Annotated in this window: 21 protein-coding genes and 1 tRNA gene; 8 read left to right on the plus strand and 14 right to left on the minus strand. The window is 39.2% G+C overall.

Translation table 11 applies throughout. From position 1 onward, the window contains the following. Nucleotides 1-606: 606 nt before the first annotated feature. The 4 genes from AC3A54_RS14090 to AC3A54_RS14105 all read left to right on the plus strand — a co-directional run bounded on the left by AC3A54_RS14090 (nucleotide 607) and on the right by AC3A54_RS14105 (nucleotide 3,646). On the plus strand, nucleotides 607-1,293 hold the full coding sequence (locus tag AC3A54_RS14090) for an MgtC/SapB family protein (protein WP_374121063.1): 687 nt from the start codon (nucleotides 607-609) through the stop codon (nucleotides 1,291-1,293). 89 nt (nucleotides 1,294-1,382) lie between these two features. Beyond that, a tRNA-Ala gene (locus AC3A54_RS14095) sits at nucleotides 1,383-1,455 on the plus strand. 326 nt (nucleotides 1,456-1,781) lie between these two features. After that, on the plus strand, nucleotides 1,782-2,108 hold the full coding sequence (locus AC3A54_RS14100; RefSeq protein WP_487654907.1) for a DUF485 domain-containing protein: 327 nt from the start codon (nucleotides 1,782-1,784) through the stop codon (nucleotides 2,106-2,108). Continuing rightward, nucleotides 2,108-3,646, plus strand: a complete 1,539-nt coding sequence (locus AC3A54_RS14105; protein ID WP_487654908.1) for a solute symporter family protein — start codon at nucleotides 2,108-2,110, stop codon at nucleotides 3,644-3,646. The genes AC3A54_RS14100 and AC3A54_RS14105 overlap by 1 nt, the downstream gene beginning before the upstream one ends. 55 nt (nucleotides 3,647-3,701) lie before the next feature. Here AC3A54_RS14105 and AC3A54_RS14110 read toward each other — a convergent pair whose 3' ends face one another. Beyond that, nucleotides 3,702-5,054 carry a DEAD/DEAH box helicase gene (locus AC3A54_RS14110; protein ID WP_487654909.1) on the minus strand — a complete coding sequence of 451 codons (1,353 nt, stop codon included), beginning with the start codon at nucleotides 5,052-5,054 and terminating at the stop codon, nucleotides 3,702-3,704. A gap of 196 nt (nucleotides 5,055-5,250) precedes the next feature. Here AC3A54_RS14110 and AC3A54_RS14115 point away from each other — a divergent pair, with 196 nt between their 5' ends. Then, on the plus strand, nucleotides 5,251-5,826 hold the full coding sequence (locus AC3A54_RS14115; RefSeq protein ID WP_487654910.1) for an RBBP9/YdeN family alpha/beta hydrolase: 576 nt from the start codon (nucleotides 5,251-5,253) through the stop codon (nucleotides 5,824-5,826). A 37-nt stretch (nucleotides 5,827-5,863) separates the two neighbouring features. On the opposite strand, the gene AC3A54_RS14120 is transcribed toward AC3A54_RS14115, so the two are convergent. After that, nucleotides 5,864-6,229, minus strand: coding sequence for an SCP2 sterol-binding domain-containing protein (locus AC3A54_RS14120; protein WP_487654911.1), 366 nt, complete (start codon nucleotides 6,227-6,229; stop codon nucleotides 5,864-5,866). A gap of 191 nt (nucleotides 6,230-6,420) precedes the next feature. Here AC3A54_RS14120 and AC3A54_RS14125 point away from each other — a divergent pair, with 191 nt between their 5' ends. Beyond that, nucleotides 6,421-7,305, plus strand: coding sequence for a selenium metabolism-associated LysR family transcriptional regulator (locus tag AC3A54_RS14125; protein ID WP_487654912.1), 885 nt, complete (start codon nucleotides 6,421-6,423; stop codon nucleotides 7,303-7,305). A 109-nt stretch (nucleotides 7,306-7,414) separates the two neighbouring features. On the opposite strand, the gene AC3A54_RS14130 is transcribed toward AC3A54_RS14125, so the two are convergent. The 3 genes from AC3A54_RS14130 to AC3A54_RS14140 are packed head-to-tail and all read right to left on the minus strand — an operon-like array spanning nucleotide 7,415 to nucleotide 9,156. Next, entirely contained in the window at nucleotides 7,415-8,554 is a 1,140-nt protein-coding gene (locus AC3A54_RS14130) for a zinc-dependent alcohol dehydrogenase (RefSeq protein ID WP_308082785.1), read from the minus strand. An 18-nt stretch (nucleotides 8,555-8,572) separates the two neighbouring features. After that, a complete protein-coding gene (locus AC3A54_RS14135) occupies nucleotides 8,573-8,932 on the minus strand; it encodes a spore coat protein (RefSeq protein WP_308082784.1) in 360 nt (119 codons plus the stop codon). A gap of 14 nt (nucleotides 8,933-8,946) precedes the next feature. After that, complete coding sequence (locus AC3A54_RS14140) at nucleotides 8,947-9,156, minus strand: spore coat protein (protein WP_308082783.1); 210 nt, start codon at nucleotides 9,154-9,156, stop codon at nucleotides 8,947-8,949. Between the two features lie 167 nt (nucleotides 9,157-9,323). Between AC3A54_RS14140 and AC3A54_RS14145 the strand changes: the two genes are divergently transcribed. Together AC3A54_RS14145 and AC3A54_RS14150 are read left to right on the plus strand one after the other, a co-directional pair. Beyond that, on the plus strand, nucleotides 9,324-9,527 hold the full coding sequence (locus AC3A54_RS14145; RefSeq protein ID WP_308082782.1) for a hypothetical protein: 204 nt from the start codon (nucleotides 9,324-9,326) through the stop codon (nucleotides 9,525-9,527). Beyond that, complete coding sequence (locus AC3A54_RS14150; RefSeq protein WP_487654913.1) at nucleotides 9,527-9,826, plus strand: spore coat protein; 300 nt, start codon at nucleotides 9,527-9,529, stop codon at nucleotides 9,824-9,826. Before AC3A54_RS14145 ends, AC3A54_RS14150 begins: the two co-directional genes overlap by 1 nt. Nucleotides 9,827-9,850: 24 nt before the next feature. On the opposite strand, the gene AC3A54_RS14155 is transcribed toward AC3A54_RS14150, so the two are convergent. From AC3A54_RS14155 to AC3A54_RS14195, 9 genes are all read right to left on the minus strand, one after another. Then, on the minus strand, nucleotides 9,851-11,350 hold the full coding sequence (locus AC3A54_RS14155; protein WP_487654914.1) for an acyl-CoA synthetase: 1,500 nt from the start codon (nucleotides 11,348-11,350) through the stop codon (nucleotides 9,851-9,853). 112 nt (nucleotides 11,351-11,462) lie between these two features. Beyond that, complete coding sequence (gene fabG / locus AC3A54_RS14160) at nucleotides 11,463-12,203, minus strand: 3-oxoacyl-ACP reductase FabG (protein ID WP_487654915.1); 741 nt, start codon at nucleotides 12,201-12,203, stop codon at nucleotides 11,463-11,465. Next, entirely contained in the window at nucleotides 12,200-13,102 is a 903-nt protein-coding gene (gene phaZ / locus AC3A54_RS14165; RefSeq protein WP_487654916.1) for an intracellular short-chain-length polyhydroxyalkanoate depolymerase, read from the minus strand. The genes fabG and phaZ overlap by 4 nt, the downstream gene beginning before the upstream one ends. 1 nt (nucleotide 13,103) lies before the next feature. Continuing rightward, on the minus strand, nucleotides 13,104-14,123 hold the full coding sequence (locus AC3A54_RS14170) for a 3-oxoacyl-ACP synthase (RefSeq protein ID WP_487654917.1): 1,020 nt from the start codon (nucleotides 14,121-14,123) through the stop codon (nucleotides 13,104-13,106). Nucleotides 14,124-14,134: 11 nt separating this feature from the next. Next, nucleotides 14,135-14,314, minus strand: a complete 180-nt coding sequence (locus AC3A54_RS14175) for a hypothetical protein (RefSeq protein ID WP_308082777.1) — start codon at nucleotides 14,312-14,314, stop codon at nucleotides 14,135-14,137. A 12-nt stretch (nucleotides 14,315-14,326) separates the two neighbouring features. After that, on the minus strand, nucleotides 14,327-15,316 hold the full coding sequence (locus tag AC3A54_RS14180) for a branched-chain amino acid ABC transporter permease (protein ID WP_487655050.1): 990 nt from the start codon (nucleotides 15,314-15,316) through the stop codon (nucleotides 14,327-14,329). A 14-nt stretch (nucleotides 15,317-15,330) separates the two neighbouring features. Next, nucleotides 15,331-16,191, minus strand: coding sequence for a branched-chain amino acid ABC transporter permease (locus AC3A54_RS14185; RefSeq protein ID WP_308082776.1), 861 nt, complete (start codon nucleotides 16,189-16,191; stop codon nucleotides 15,331-15,333). Nucleotides 16,192-16,209: 18 nt separating this feature from the next. Beyond that, on the minus strand, nucleotides 16,210-16,917 hold the full coding sequence (locus tag AC3A54_RS14190; protein ID WP_308082775.1) for an ABC transporter ATP-binding protein: 708 nt from the start codon (nucleotides 16,915-16,917) through the stop codon (nucleotides 16,210-16,212). Continuing rightward, nucleotides 16,895-17,668, minus strand: a complete 774-nt coding sequence (locus tag AC3A54_RS14195; RefSeq protein WP_487654918.1) for an ABC transporter ATP-binding protein — start codon at nucleotides 17,666-17,668, stop codon at nucleotides 16,895-16,897. The genes AC3A54_RS14190 and AC3A54_RS14195 overlap by 23 nt, the downstream gene beginning before the upstream one ends. Nucleotides 17,669-17,723: the final 55 nt, after the last annotated feature.

The following is a 17,723-nucleotide window of genomic DNA, read 5'->3' on the forward strand; positions in this document are numbered from 1 at the left end:
TTTGTTACGTTGGCTTAGCTTCATAAGAAGCTAATAATTTTTGTTTGTTGACGTTTTTGTTTGTTTAGTTTTCAAAGAACAATATTTGCGCATTCGAAAGTATTTCTCTCTTAATAAGAGCATGTACCCTACAAAAGCGACTTCCTTAATTTATCATACCGCCTAGCTTAATGTCAACAACTTTTTTCTCTTTCTTTTGTTGTTTGACTCTCTCGCTGAGGACGAGATTTAATATAACATGTTATAAAAATGATTGCAATATAATTTTAAAAGTTTTTCGGATTAAAATTATTTATTATTACTATTGAACATTTCCTATATCTTCTCTTTAAAAAAACTATTGGTTAATTTCTTTCTTATTTATATTAATTTGTGGGTAAATAAATTAAGTCATAACCAGTATGAGGGAAGGATAAAATAATAGGAACACCTTCAAATACTTTCAAATCATTTGACGCGTGTATCCCCTTAGGAATGCTTTCGTTCTTCCCTTACATACTCCATTATGTGTAAAATCAAAGTATGTTCCTCTTAGGTAACCGCATTCTTTATTAACTGCTTACATTCTACTAACTAATAAATAGGACGTGAATGAGTATGAACAGTATGGAGATAGATGTTCTAATTAAACTGGGTATTTCCGCAGTTTTTGGCCTGATTATTGGTATGGAACGTGAATTAAAAAGAAAACCTGTAGGACTGAAAACCAGTCTTGTTATATCTGTAGTAAGCTGTTTGCTCACCATTGTATCTATTCAATCTGCATATATGTTTCCTAATTCTGATGATGTGAAGATCACCATGGACCCACTTCGCTTGGCGGCGCAAATTGTTTCTGGAATCGGTTTTCTAGGGGCAGGCGTAATTTTAAGAAGAGGGAATGACAGTATTTCAGGTTTAACGACTGCTGCCATGATTTGGGGAGCAGCGGGTATTGGCATTGCAGTTGGTGCTGGATTTTATTTAGAAGCATTTGTGGGGGTAGCTCTTCTTATTATAAGTGTTGAATTAATTCCTTTTTTAATGAAACTATTTGGACCGAAACAATTACGTGAAAAAGAAATTACGCTTCAACTCTTTATAAGAGACCAATCACAAATCGACAAAGCAATTACCTTTCTCCTCGAAAAAAAATATATCATTCGTCGACTTAGAATTAAAGATTTAGATAACGGAGATCATCTGGTGCAGATATTACTAGCAGTAGATTATCGTAATAAGACTACAGAAGTGTATGCATCAGTCTCTAATATAGAAGGAGTACAAAAAGTAGAAATAGAAAGTATAAGTTAATAGCCCTGTTACTATTGAAAAAAATTACAAAATTTCCTCTTGCAAGTTATTTGTAATGCGGATATAATTTTCCTTGTACCAAATTATTAGGGGGCTTAGCTCAGCTGGGAGAGCGCTTGCATGGCATGCAAGAGGTCGTCGGTTCGATCCCGATAGTCTCCATATTCAAAAAACCTTTGCGAAGCAAAGGTTTTTTTATTTTGTAACCTACTTTTTCATCCCTCTCAAAAATGATAAAAATTTCCTATTTTTACAAATTCATCTTGCGTTGTTAATTGTATTTTCACTATAATAAAAGCGTATAATAATTCTTAAAATTTAGAAAAATCTGTAATCGAAGGGGGATTAACTACTCAAAACTAATATATGATATTTCCTCATGTTCTTCTTTCCAGCTTGAGTTTCTTCACCATTTGACCCACCAGCATTGTCTTTTCTTTTAACCTCAGATTCAGCACAAAGGTTTTTTATGAGAGGGGGAGCTTCCATTGGAGGCAAAACAAATAAAGGCTAATTCTGAAAGCGATTATAGTGCCATTGTTCAATCAGCATCTTTCCAGACATTACTCTCCGAAAAGAAAAAATTTATCATTCCCATTACCATATTCTTTTTCTGTTTTTATTTTGCATTGCCCATATTAACTTCTTATACCACGGTATTAAACCACAAGTTTATTGGAAGTATCACTTGGGCATGGGTTTTTGCTTTCTTACAATTCGTAATGACATGGGTTTTGTGCATGCTCTACTCGAAAAAGGCAGCAAGATTTGATGAGTTAGCTGCTCAAGTGGTTGATGAAGGAGGAAAAAGCTAATGAATACAGCTGCTTTTACGATGTTTCTTTGTATTGTTTTTGTCACTTTAATCATTACCTATTACGCTTCGAAACGGACGAAGAATGCTAGTGAATTTTATACTGCTGGTGGAGGGTTGACAGGTTGGCAAAATGGACTCGCCATTGCTGGTGATTATATGTCTGCCGCATCCTTTCTTGGGATAGCTGGTGCAGTAGCCTTAACAGGTTTTGATGGATTCTTTTATAGTATTGGTTTCCTTGTTGCTTACCTAGTGGTTCTGTATATCGTAGCCGAACCCATGCGAAACCTTGGAAAATATACCTTTGCAGATATGATTGCCTCCCGCTTTGATGCGAAGAAAGTACGTGGATTTGCTGCCATGAACACCGTTACAATTTCCATTTTTTATATGATCGCTCAGCTAGTCGGAGCGGGTGCACTCATTAAATTATTATTAGGCTTAGAATACACAACTTCTGTATTAATTGTTGGTGTGTTAATGACAGTGTATGTTATTTTTGGAGGCATGCACGCAACAAGCTGGGTGCAAATCATTAAAGCAGTTCTATTAATGGGTGGGACCTTCGTCATTTCTATTATTGTTTTTGCTAAGTTTAACTACAGTATTACAGATATGTTTGCTCAGATGAAAACCGCCACACCCTTAAAGGAAACCTTCCTAAATCCTGGCGTAAAGTATAAAATTGGGCTTGATACAATTTCCTTAAACATGGGACTTGTTCTCGGTACTGCCGGTCTCCCTCATATATTAGTCCGCTTTTTCACAGTTAAGGATGCAAAGACTGCCCGCAGTTCTGTCGTTTACGCTACTTGGATTATTGGTATCTTTTATGTTATGACAATTTTCCTTGGTTTTGGTGCAGCCGCCTTTGTTGGTACAAGTAAAATTGTGGCCGCGAATCCTGCAGGTAATATGGCTGCTCCTCTTTTGGCCCAGGCCTTAGGTGGCAATATGTTGTTTGCGTTTATCTCTGCCGTAGCATTTGCTACCATCCTAGCAGTTGTGGCTGGGCTCGTTCTAACAGCAGCCTCTGCATTTGCCCATGATTTTTACAATGAAATTCTGAAAAAGGGTAAAGCAACAGAGAAACAGCAAGTTAGCATGGCACGTTGGGCTGCTATTGGTGTTTCCGTCATTTCTATTATTCTTGCTTTAGGGGCCCAAACTCTTAATGTGGCTTTCTTAGTTTCACTCGCCTTTGCCGTTGCAGCCAGTGCAAACCTTCCAGTCATTATCTACACTATTTACTGGAAGCGATTTAATACATCTGGTGCAATTTGGGCAATGGTGGTTGGACTGATTTCAGCAATTGGGCTGGTGATTATTAGTCCGAATGTGTTCAGTCCTGAAGTAGGAAAAGCTATTTTTGTTGGTAACCCTCTCTTCCCTTATACTACACCGGGAATCCTTTCGATTCCGCTTGGCTTCCTTGCAGGTTATCTTGGAACGATCTTCTCGAACCAAAAGGCAGATGTGAAGAAATATGAAGAAGTATTAGTTAAATCAAATACAGGTATGAAAGCAGGCATATAAAAAAGAAAGGGGCTGAAATTTTATTTCAGTCCCTTTTGCTTTTTAAAGCTATCATTTATCGCTGTTTATTTCTTGTTGATCCCGTTTTTGTACCCTTATTTCTTGGCGAACCACTTTTTGTTCCATTTCTTTCGGACTTAAATCCTTTGGAAGGTGTACTGGTTCTTTTTCCCTTGATCGGTCTATCCTGTCTCCCGCGCTCTGGAGAGTTTTCTTTTCTTCCTCCACGTCTTTCTTTTTGGCCAGCCGGGCGGGGTTTTCTAGTATCCTTCTGACTCTCTTCTGTACTATTTGTGTTTCCTATGTTTTGTTTTGGAATCGTAATGTTTAGCTCATCTTCAATTAATTCGAGAGCAGGACGGTCGTCTGAGGTGTAAAAGGTAATGGCCAAACCCGTCATTCCTGCTCTGCCTGTTCGTCCTATCCGATGAATGTAGCTTTCAGTATCCTGAGGAATATCATAATTGAATACATGAGTAACTCCTTCTACATCCAATCCTCTTGATGCGACATCCGTTGCAATTAATAGCTGAATCTCAGCCTCTCTAAATCTCTTCATTACTTGTTCCCTTTTTGCTTGTGATAAGTCCCCATGCAGCTCATCACATGAAAAACCGTGAGCTTTTAAGACATCATAAAGCTTACTGACTCTTCGTTTCGTTCGGCAAAAAATTACCGCTAAAAAAGGCCGATAGGTTTCAACTAATTGAATAAGTGTGCCTTGTTTTGCCCGATCGGTTGTATGAATAGCGATCTGTTTCACACTTTCAGCAGGTCCCTGTGTTTTTTCCACTTGGATGTATTCAGGTTCTCGCATATGTTTTTTGGCTAACTTGCGGATTTCCGGAGGAATGGTGGCCGAAAACAACATAGTCTGCCTTGTCTGAGGCGTTTCCCTGATAATATCCTCTACTTCTCCTAAGAATCCGATATGCAGCATTTGATCTGCTTCATCTAAAATAAGATAGGAGATTTCTGATAATCTAATCGTTTCTCTTCTAATATGATCCAATAGCCGGCCAGGTGTTCCAACCACAATTTGTGGGTTTCTCTTTAATTTTTTTAACTGTTTTGCTACGTCCTGGCCACCATAGACGGCTAATACATTTACATCCGTCTTATCAGCAATCAATTTTTCCACTTCTTCTGTGATTTGCAAGGCCAACTCCCTTGTAGGAGTCACGATCAGCGCTTGAATATGTGTTGCATCAATATTAATCTTTTCAAGTATTGGCAGGATAAACGCAAACGTCTTTCCAGTCCCTGTTTGTGCTTGAGCGATAATATCACTGCCCTTCATTACAAAAGGAATCGCTTGTTCTTGAATGGGTGTGGGTTTTGCAATACCTATGCCGCGAAGTTGTTCTACTAACGATGGGGAAATACCCAATGATAAAAAATCTGTCAAAAATACCCCTACTTTCTTCATAACTACCTATTAATATTGATTGTTTATCGTTTGAATTGCAAATATACTTTTTTTGTTTGAAACTGCCAATAATTATTTGCTTTGACTTCCGTTGCCTTTTTCTACCGAAAAGATTATAATTCTGTTAATACCAACTTATTTCATCGGAATAGTAAACAAAGAGAAGAGGGATTATTTGAGCCAATACAGTTTTTTAATTGTTCATGGATTAGGGGGAAGCGGACCAGATCACTGGCAAACCTGGCTTGCACAGGAGTTGAGACAAAAAAATTATCACGTTTGTTATCCAACATTTACTGAGTTTGACTCACCCAACAAAGAAGTGTGGCTGAAAGAATTGACTGCAGCAATCCAGACAATTCCTAAAAATCAGCAATTGATCGTTGTTACACACAGCTTAGGTTGTTTACTTTGGATGCATTACTCTGCACTAAATAATAAGCGAATAGCTAAACGAGTCATTCTAGTTGCTCCTCCTTCTCCAGAAATTGTCCTTAAGGAAGCGACATCTTTTTATCCAGTACCCTTAGAGAAGAGGAATCTATCAAGAAATGGTGAAGAAACCCTTTTTGTTCATTCATCAAATGACCCGTACTGCCATCAGCAGCATAGGGAAAGGTATTTGAATATGGGGGTGCCTTCTATTACATTCCCAAACATGGGCCATATTAATGCAAAGTCAGGTCATGGGAAGTGGTCCTGGATCTTGGACCAATGTTTGGCCGCTGAAAATGCAACCATACTTGTTTAATAAAAGACTGCTGAGGTTTACTCAGCAGTCTTCTGCATTATAACGGTTCTTTAATGTTATATTTACGGAGGATGCTCTCAATTTTAAATCCGGTGCTTAAGTCACCTTTTGCTTTTACCTTACCAGTGAGTAATGCCATGGTACCACTTTGTTTACCTAGGAGGAATTTCTTGAAATTATCATATGACAGCGCCATCGTTACAGTAGGAACTGCTTCTGCACCTTGCTTAATCGTTAATTTTCCATCATGAAAAAAATGCTGGTAGGTTGCGGGTTCCTGGTCGTAGACGTCATACTGAACCACGGCGTTAAAGCCTTTAATAGGTCCTGGATTTTCATTGAATATTTCTTCTATCCTCGTCATCAGATCTGCCAAGGAATATTCCTGAATCGCTTTTGCCATCTGTTGCCCCTCCTAGATATTTAAAATATCAAACATTTCTTATAATTCTATGATACTAATTTGAATTCAAATTTAACAATGGACGTTTTTTGAACTTTTTAAATTCAATCATCTATTTTATGATAAAATAAACTATTCAAATTATCTACTTTATCTATTACTATTAATCGAAAAGTCTGGGGTGATAATTCTTGGATTTACACCAGTTATACGTATTTACAAAGGTAGTTGAACATAAAAGCTTCTCAAAAGCAGCTGAAGATATTTTCTTAAGTCAATCAACAGTGAGCTCTCATATCCAATCGTTAGAAAGGACGATTGGTATCAAGCTTTTTGATCGCGTTGGCAGGGAAAGTATCCTAACTCCAAATGGGGAACGGTTGTATCAATGGGCACGTAAATTGTTATTATTAAAAGACCAAGCTCTACTTGATTTGAAACAGGGGATGACTGATCTTCGAGGGATGATTCGAATGGCTGTTAGTTCTGTACCCGGGCAATTTGTGATTCCAAAAATGGTGAAGCAATTTAGGCAGAACTATCCAGAGGTCTACTTTCATATCCATCAATCATCTTCAAAAAACGTGGCTGAAAAGGTACTGAACGGATCAGTTGATTTCGGTGTTTTAGGGGAGAAATATGAGGATGATAAGCTTCGCTATATTCCGTTATTAAAGGAGAAGTTAGTCCTAGTTACCTCGAATGAAATGGATATAAATGGTCCAGTTAACATTCAGGATATTTTACATTACCCTTTTGTGATGCGTAATTCATATTCAGGAACGAATGCCATCCTCGAAAGATTCTTGAAAAAAAATAAAATAGCAAAGGACCAGATAAATGTTGTTGCCTATATAGAAGACGGGCAGAGCCTTTTACAATTTGTCATCCAAAATGTAGGTATTTCGGTGACGTCAGAAATAGTCGCACGGGAATATTCCGGTAAAAACATGCTGAAGATGCATGAATTATTTGGTTTCGATGATGAAAGGTATTTTTATCTTGTCTACAACGTAAATAAAACACAATCGCTTCTATCAAATTTATTTATTGAAGGCGTAATGGATTTGGTTTAGAGGCAAAAATGTATCCCTTGTTAAACAATAATACTATCTATAACAGCGAATGATTTCACGAAAAAAAGGATGGTATCCATCCCTCTTTGTGAAATCATTTTTTTCATGCTTAATGTGGTTTTAACACCACTTTGATACAGCCATCTGTTCTCGTATCGAATACTTCGTAACCATGTTTTGCTTGAGCTAGCGGTAAAACATGCGTAACTACATCTCCTGGGTCTACTTCACCTTTGGCAATTAAATCATATAAAAACGGCATATAGGGAATAACAGGAGCTTGTCCCATTTTAATATCAATATTACGGTTCATAAAATCACCAAGTGGAAACCCATTATAACGGCCGCCATAAACACCTGTTACTTGAACGGTACCACCTTTACGTACGGCTTGGGAAGCGATAACGATACCGCCCATTGCTCCGCCATGAAGCTTTAAGCCTGATGCAAGAAATTCCATCGGAGACATTTTTCCGCTCATGCCTGAGCAATCGATAACGATATCTGCACCGCCATTTGTAATTTCACGTAAGTATTCACCAGTATTATCATGTTGTTCAAAATTCACCGTTTCAACCTTATTAGTTCTCTTTGCATGCTCTAAACGATAATCGATGTAATCCACTGCGATAACCCTTTTAGCTCCTTTATACCAGGCAAACTTCTGTGCTAGTAAACCAACAGGGCCACATCCCAGTACAATGACAGTATCCCCAGGTTTAACCCCTGCATGGTCAACACTCCAGTATGCAGTAGAACAGGCATCCGCTAAAGTCACCAATTTTTCGTCATCCACTTCACAGTTTTCCGGGATTTTAAAAGGAGTAAAATTACCGTATGGAACACGTAGATATTCTGCTTGACCGCCAGGGATTCCACCCGTTGTATCCGAGTATCCAAAATACGCGCCCATTTCCCCATTTTCATTTGAGTTATCACACTGACTTGTCAAATCATGCTCACAAAACCAGCAATGACCGCATGCGACATTAAACGGAATAATCACGCGATCCCCTTTTTTTACTTTTGTTACTTCTGGTCCTACCTCTTCCACCACTCCCATTGGTTCATGCCCAATAACAAAGTCTGTTGGCATATTTGGAATCATTCCATGTAATAGATGCAGGTCAGACCCACAAATGGCGGAGGTTGTAACTTTGATAATGATATCATCTGGTTTTTTAATAGAGGGATCTTCTACCTCTGTGACTTCTACATTTTTAATTCCTTGGTACGTAACGGCTTTCATTTAACAATATCCCTCCTTTTATTTATTTGGCGTTGCAAACATTCCGCCTCGATCCGTATCAATCGGATAAAGATTTAATTGAGCAATTTGGACAGCTGTTTCAGCACCTTTTATATCGATTGGAAACTGTTCTTTAAAATCATATGGATGAAGCCATTTATTTTTCATCATCAGATCGGATATTTCACCATGTAAATCGATTGCGGCTTCCATTTGTTTAACCAAAATACTTCTCAGCTGTGGATTTGCTGTTTCTGTAATCGCAAAACCATAATTTCGGATTCCATTTTTTACAGATAATAAAAAATCAAGTGCAAAAGCTGAATCTGCTAGATTTGGCATTCCCTCAGCATTCCTCGGGTCTAAATAATCTTCCATGATTCCACCTCCAATTAATGTAGTATTTGACTCTGTTTATAAAAGGGCAGAAGTTCGTTAATATCTTGAATGGATTGTTGTACATCTTTTTCCATCAGCTGCTTTAACTCATTGTTGAAACATATTCCTTGCATTAATTTCGATCTAAGCAAACATACGGTTTTAAAGTTGATGATTTCATGGGTTTCTAACGTCTCATGTAAAGCTAAGGTTTCCTTTTCCATACCTTCACCTCCAATTAATAACAGAGGTATTTTCCCCCATTACTTTTTCCATTTATGCAAGCTTATCGATTTACCTATTAATATTTTTCCTCAAGATAAATGAATAATAAGTTCTGTTCATTGAAAATATAAGAAAGCAAAAAATGCATAATAATGGGGTGAGATGAATGACTAAGTATTTAGGGCTGCACGAAACACTTGAAGTTCATGAATTATTAACTTTTAAAAACCTTTGCTTAACAAAAGCAACTACAATGAGTGCATTAGCACAAGATGAAGAACTTAGAGCTATACTCTCAGCGGATGTAACAAGTGGAACTGGGCACATTCAACAATTACAGCAGTTTTTAACGAATCGGGGTGAACAATGATGAATCAGTTTTTACAAAACATGACTGGAATGGGCGGAATGACAGATCAGGTGATTGCAACTGATTTCTTGATTTCGGCTAAATCGGGAGTAAGGAATTATGCTGCTGCGATTACAGAAGCAGCTACTCCAGAACTAAGAACTGCTTTAAGAGTACAATTACGAGCAGCGATTGCTACACATGAAACAATTAGCAATTATATGGTTGCTAATGGATATTACCATCCACATGAATTAAGTGAACAACTCAAGGTCGATTTAACTGCAGCAGAAGCAGCGATAAATCTTGCCCAGCATTAAAAAAGGAGAACAATTTGTTCTCCTTTACCTAATCTGACTTATTTCTTTTAATTTCTTTTTATCAATCTTTCCAACATGTGTTTTAGGGAGCTCATGTAAAAGAATGAATTTCTTAGGAAGTTTATACCGACCTAGTTTAACTTCACAATATTCTCTCAACTCTTCCACATTTAATTCGAAAGAATCTTTAAGTATAATAAATGCAGCTACCATTTCTCCCCACTTTTCATCCGGCAAACCTATTACTGCTACTTCATCAATCCCAGGATGCTCAGCGAGCCAGTGCTCAATTTCAAGAGGGTACACATTCTCGCCACCGGTAATAATCATATCCTTTTTCCGCCCAACGATATAAAAGAAACCCTCCTCATCTTTTTTTGCCAAGTCCCCAGTATGAACCCATCCATTTCTTAATGTTTCCTCGGTGGCCTGTTCGTGATTCCAATAATACGAAAAAGCATGCTTCCCCTTAATACAAAGCTCACCAACTTCGTTAGCACCTGCTTCTTGACCATCTACTTTCATTAGTTTGATCGAGTTAAACACCATCGGCTTACCCACTGAACCACGTTTGACTTGGGCATCTTGCGGACTAATATAAAAATTATTCGGCCCTGCTTCCGTTAAGCCGTATCCCTCTTTAAAAGCCAGCTTCTTTTTTTGAAAGGCGTCGTATATTTGTAAGGGACATGGTGCAGCACCAGATAAAAAGATCTTCATTGTCGGAAAATCAGTAGTCTGAAATTCGTCAGTTTGGATAAGCATATGATACATTGTTGGCACCAAGAGTATTATGGTGCAGCGATAATGATTGATGGACTCAATAGTTTTTGGGGCATAAAACTGATCTCCTATTACCACTGTTCCTCCAATCATAAGGATTGGAATGCTTAAAGCATTTAATCCGCCGGTATGAAACATAGGTAAATAGTTTATTGTTACATCTTCCCCTGTTAGGCTCCAGCTGATAATTGTGTTCATCGCATTCCACAGGATGGATTGATGGCTAAGTACCACACCTTTTGGCTTTCCGGTTGTCCCCCCTGTATAAATCATCGCTAACGGATTAGTTTCAAATATATCTTGGGTAAAATTTTCACACTTTGGAAAGGAGGCGATCGTCTCATAACTCGCCTCTCCAACACTAAAGCAGCTTGAACCTATGTCCGTAAATTGGTCACTGAGAGTTTCAAATTGCAGATGAATTCCTATTAAAACTGGGCTGCAATCTTTTACGATTTCTCGTATCTCATGTATCGATAAACGCCAGTTAAGTGGGACGAATATAGCACCGATTTTACTGCAGGCAAATAATAAATCAAAGCAACTAATATGATTGGGAGAGAGCAATGCAATGCGGTCTCCTTGTTTAACGCCGCGTCCCTTAAGCCAGCTAGCCACAGATGCAGCACGGTTATTTAATTCTTTATATGTCCACGTCTTATTTGTATTTTCATCGATAACCGCTATTTTTTTTGGCGATAATCTAGCTCTATTATCCAGCCAATCCAGTTCCCACCTCACCAAACAATCGCTCCTTCACTACTAGATGGAACCATTTTACTTTTAATTAGTTACTGGTGAGTTACATGTTCCATTTATAAAAAAAACGACCCCTCAAGGTCGCTTTTTCCACTCACATCATTATTCCGCCGTCTACGTGAAGAACGGTTCCATTTACATAATTGGATTCATCTGAAGCCAAGAAAAGATAAGCATTTGCAATATCCTCCGGCTTGCCTAGTCTGGCCAGCGGCACCATTTGCTTCATTTGATTTAATACTTTTTCTGGAACCTTTGCCGTCATGCCTGTTTCTATAAAGCCTGGGGCAACCGCATTGACATTGATTCCTTTTCTTCCAAGCTCCTTTGCCCACGATTTCGTCATTCCAACCACGCCGGCTTTCGTGGCCGCATAATTCGTCTGACCGACATTTCCGTAAATTCCTGATACAGATGAAGTGTTGATAATTCTACCTCTTCCCTTTTCAACCATGGATGGTAAGACGGCTTGTGTACAATGAAATACACCTGTCAAGTTGACATCGATTACCTGTTGAAAATCTTCCACTTTCAACTTTGACAGCATGGCATCTCTTGTGATCCCCGCATTATTAATCAGGATATCGATGTTTCCATATACCTCACGTACCTTTTCAACCATTGAATCTACACTGACACGGTCCGCTACATTGACTTGAAAAAATGTCACCTCATAGCCTTTTTCCCTTAACAGACTTGCCTGCTCTACTCCTTGTTCCACATTATAATCTGCCATGGCCACTTTGGCACCTTCACGCGCAAAAACTTCTGTTGCCGTTAATCCAATTCCAGCAGCAGCCCCTGTGATAATGGCCACTTTATCCTGTAATCTCATACCTTAACCTCACTATCTAAAAATTGTTCCATTGCATGCAACAATTGCGGCAGATCATCTACTAATGCCGAGTGACCGCAATTCTTTAATTCTATGACGGTTGCTTTATCTCCCAAGTCCTCGATAAGCTCGTTTGTCATTTCTTGTACAACCACCATATCCCGCTCTCCGTAAAGAACCAATACAGGTACATCGATGTCATCTACTTTCCCATTGCCCTCAACCAGGCCATTAAAATGATGGCTCATATTAAAGTTATTTAAGGCATAATACACCTCAGGGAGATTTCGCTGCGTTCGCATATCTTGAACATATTCATCATAACGTTCAGGCTCCGGTTGATTATGGGTATAAATAACTGAATTCCATATCAACTTTAGCAGTTCATTGTTATTGGTGTCATATGCTGTTTGAATAGGAATGGTGCGAACGAGATCGCGCTTCATTTCTTCATGCATGGTCAATCTCCGCAACTCATCTTCATCCTTTATTTTTCCATCGTACGGATAGCCTCTTGTGGATGCAGAAGCAAGTAAAATCAGTTTGTTACAATAGCCTGGATAATCAGCAGCAAACTGCATCCCTACAGCACCACCGGTTGACCATCCAGCAATAGCAAAGTCCCTTAAGCCAAGTGCATCAACAAACAGCTTCACATCATCTGAAAAATCTTTAATAGACATGACTAAATGGTTATACGTCGAGTTTCCGAACCCGCGTAAATCAACTGCATAGACTGTATACTTTGGATTGATATTTTCATATACAAGATCCCAATGCTTGGAGGAAGTCATGTTTCCGTGGATTAATAAAAGCTTTTTCTCCCCGCCTTCTCTTTCTCTGTACGCAAGTGTTTCTCCATTTGGCAGTAGTACTTCTTTCATTGTTACATTTACCATACTAATCACCCTTTCCCCATTTAATTGTTGTTGCTCCCCAGGCGTACCCAATTCCAGCACTAACGAAGACGACTACATCGCCATCCTTTACCTTTTTGGACTCTAAGGCTAATTCCAGTGATAGAATTTGATCAATTTGACCAATATGCCCATAGTTTTCTAGATAAATAGACTGTTCGTTGGACAAACCTAATTCTCTTAATACATATTCATGGGCGGATTTCTTCATGTGGAGAATAGCTAAATAATCAATATCCTTCTCACTAAAGCCGCTTTTCCGGACCGATTCACGGATGACCTTTAAAAAATTATCCATCGACTTCTGTTCTAAACGCTGCTTCATCCCTTCTGGGTCAAGAACATCAAGCATATTCAGACGTTGGTCAATTGCCGCTTTTGAAATGGGGTTCTTCGTTCCACCAGCAACAACCACGACATCCTCCGAAAAAGAACCGTCAGTAATCATTTGGGTGTCTAATACCAGGTTTTCGTTGTGGTCTTTCTTAAGAAGAATAGCTCCTCCTCCTGCCCCGAGATTATACATGAAACGGGTTCTTGGATTCTCGTAATCAATGAAATCAACGTTCCGATACCCTCCTGCCAGCAAAACGGTTCGAATGTCCGGGTCAGCGAGCATCATACTTTTAGCTACTTTCAACGCCATCACAGTCGTCCCGCATCTTAAGGCCACATCAAAGGCCCAAGCATGAAAAGCACCGACTTCTTCCTGGAGTTTAATTCCTGCTGTCCAGAGAGGGTATTCCTTATGTTCCTCGCCAATATAGATAACTAGATCAATCTCTAATGGATCGATGCCTGCCTTTGCAATTGCTTGTTTAGCAGCAATAATCCCCATCTCACACGTATGATCAGATGGACCTGGAATATGCTTTTTCTTAATTCCCATTTTCTCTTCGACAATACCTTCAGGGATACCTGCCAATTCGGCAATCTCTTTTCCCGTCATAAATTTCTCTGGTAAATATATCCCTGTACTTAGTATTCCTATCTGCAACCCCATCACCTACTCATCTAAGCTTCTTCCGCCATTTCCTGCATAAATTCCATGGCTTCTTCAATTGACTCAAACAACGTTTCCCTATCCTCCTGAACATGCGTCACTTTAATTCTCCAATGTTTCCTTCCAGTGTCCTTCTCGACAGTGGCCAGTTGAAAACGAACGACGAAGGAAGCTATTTGATTGATTTCCACTAGGTCCTCCTTCTACCCCACCATTTTTTGTTCTTTTTTTACGGAAGGGTGTTTTTTACGTTTCCATGAAATTGTACTTAACGTACCCACAATTCCTCGCGGGAAGAACATAACGACTAAAATATAAATAATCCCGAAAAAGATAATCCACCGTTCAAATATCCAATGCTCTTTTGCAAGTTCGGTCAGCCAATCATGAGCAAATTCTATTAATCCAGCTCCGATGATTGCTCCGACTAATGTTCCAACTCCACCAATAATCGTCATTAATAAAGCATCTAGAGTTATATCCATTGAAAATACGCTTGTATTCACAAATCGAAGTGAAATCGCATATAAAATACCCGCTATTCCTGCTAAAACCCCAGAAACGATACTCGCTGCAATTTTATAATGCAAGACATTGAAGCCAAGCGATTCTGTCCGTTGTTCATTTTCGCGAATGGCCTGAAGCACCCGACCAAGCGGAGAGTTGGTAAAGCGTTTAAGGATCAAAAACACGGCCACCATGACAAAAAGACAAAGAAGGTAAAAATGAGTCCGGTCAATAAACGGTTCTGGTACTCGAAAAGTAAAACCATCATTCCCATACGTCATGGTCCGCCATTTTTCTGCTAACACGAGAAAAAGTCCAGATAATGAAAGAGTTAGCATGGCATAAAAATGACTTTTCAATCGAAGCGTGAGTAATCCAACAACGAAACTAACAACAGCTGTAAGGGCAATCGTCGTCAAAACTGCCATAAAGAAGTAGGACATGGTTGGCTCAAACCTCTTCATAAAAATCCCCATTGAATAGGCGCCAATTCCAAAAAACATGGCATGACCAAAAGAGACAATTCCCGTAAAACCTAGTAATAGGTCATAACTCATCGCAAAAATAGAAAAAACAAACACCTGTGTTAATAAGATAAATAAGTTTCTAGATTCATAAACAAACGGTAAGAGGAGAAGAAAAGCCGCAACGATTAACACGATGGCTGTCATCCTATTTCCCTGCATAAACCTCAATGTATTCACCCCTTTGCCCCGAATAGACCCTGAGGCCGAATAATTAACACAATCGCCATGAGGAGCATATTAACAGCGAGGGAAAGATCCGGAACATAATAAGCCATAAAAGATCCAGAGAGCCCAACTAAAATTGCGGCTAAAACGGAGCCTTTAAAATTGCCCATTCCTCCAATCACGACAACGATGAAGGCTAAAATAGCAAACTCCATCCCCATACCTGCATGAATGACCCCAGAGTAAGGTCCAAGCAAGACACCTCCAAGTGCCGCCATCCCAGCTCCAATCATGAAAACAAACATAAACACCCTTTGAATGTTAATCCCAAGTGCTTGAACCATTTCTTTATTCATGACACCTGCCCTGACAACCAGACCGATTTTGGTTTTCTTGAGCAAATATTGCACTCCGGCAAAAATAAGAAAGCCTACTAAAATAATAAATACTCGATATTTGATAATAATGACGCCGCCAAGCTCCCAGCTACCCTTCAAATAATCAGGAGGTGAAGCTGTTAGTTGATTCGGCCCCCAAATGACCTTCAACATCTCAGACAATACAAGCATGAGACCTAACGTAATCAAGATTTGCTGCACATGATTTCCGTAAACTGGCTTGATAATCCACTTTTCTATTATTATTCCTAGCAAAAATCCAGTAACAATTGCACCCAGGATTCCAATGAGAAAGCTGCCTGTTTGGGAATAAATCCAAAGACCACTATATGCGCCCCAGGCAAATAATCCGCCATGTGCAAAATTTAGAACATCCATTAAACCAAAGATTAAGGTTAAACCTGCTGCTAATAAAAAAATCAGCATCCCTGTGGCCAAACCATTCAGGGCTAAATTCATGAATAAGTCCACGAAGAACTTCCTCCTTCCTTAGGCAATTCCTAAGTACTTCCGTTTCATCTCTTCATCTTCCTTTAATTGCTTCATATTGCCATGGCTAACAGACCTACCATCATCAATAATGTAAAAACAATCACCAATGGTACTAGCCATCATAAAATTTTGTTCTACTAATACAATGGTGGTTTGTTCCTTCATTTGTAAAATGGACTCCATCACTTTTTCTACTACGATTGGCGCTAAGCCCTTGCTCGGTTCATCAATTAATAAGAGCTCGTTTTCATTCACATACGCTCTAGCAATAGACAACATTTGCTTTTGCCCTCCACTAAGTAACCCACCTGGTTTTTTCCAGAATTTCTTTAAGTCAGGAAACAGGTTTAAAATATAGTCCATCCGTTTTGATGTTTCCTCGTTCTCTTTCTGAATGGCTACCTTCATGTTTTCTTCAACGGTTAAACCAGCAAATATTCCCTGGTCCTCAGGCACATAGCCGATTCCCTTTTGGGCTATCGTATAGGTTGGCAGGGTCTGAATGGGTTCACCATTAAAAACAATGCTCCCCTTTGATGCTGGATTGAGGCCCATGATTGTTCGTAATGTAGTTGTTTTCCCCGCACCATTTCTCCCTAGAAGCACTGTCACTTCGCCTTTTTTTACCTCTAAGGAAACTCCTTGGAGAATGTGGTATTGTCCGATAAACGTTTCCACTCCATTAAGCTTCAATAGGTCGTTCATCAAATTGACCTCCTAAATATGCAGACTGCACTGTATCGTTTTTCATGATTTCTTCAGGGGTTCCGTCAGCAAGGAGTCTGCCATTAAATAGGACCATGACCGAATCAGATAAATCGAGAATCATATCCATTTTGTGCTCAATCAAGATGATGGTTCGGTTCCCTTGTTCCTTAATTCGTTTGATCACTTCTAATATGGCTGGAACTTCTTCGAGAGACATCCCTGCTGTAGGTTCATCTAATAAGAGGACCTCCGTTTCAAGAGCCAGCAACATGGCAATTTCTAGTTTCCGTTTTTCACCATGTGCAAGATTACTAGCTAATGAATCCTTTTTATCTTCCAAAAGCACGAGCTTTAGCCACTCTAATGCCCGTTCTTCGAAGGCTCGATACTTTTTATAATGAAACACCATTTGATACCGAATTCCCGCCTGGGATTGAACGGCTAATCGGACATTCTCTAAGACAGTTAGGCTCGGAAATACATTGGTAATTTGGAAGGAACGACCAATCCCAGCTCTCGTCCGATTTGTCGGGGAGTAACGTGTAATGTCTTTTCCGCGGAAGAGGATTTTTCCCTTTGTGGAAGTTAACTGGCCGCTAAGTAGATTAAAAAATGTTGTTTTTCCTGCCCCATTGGGACCAATGATGGATTTAAAGTGCTTTTCTGGGATGCTAATACTAACGGAATCGACAGCTGTATGACCGCCAAAGCGTATGGATAAATCACTTGTTTCTAAAAGAGTTGCCATCCTGTTTCACCACCTCTATTTGCTAAAAATAAGGAAGAGGGTGACCGGCGATAAA

It is taken from the genome of Neobacillus sp. Soil_C_43, assembly GCF_057656715.1.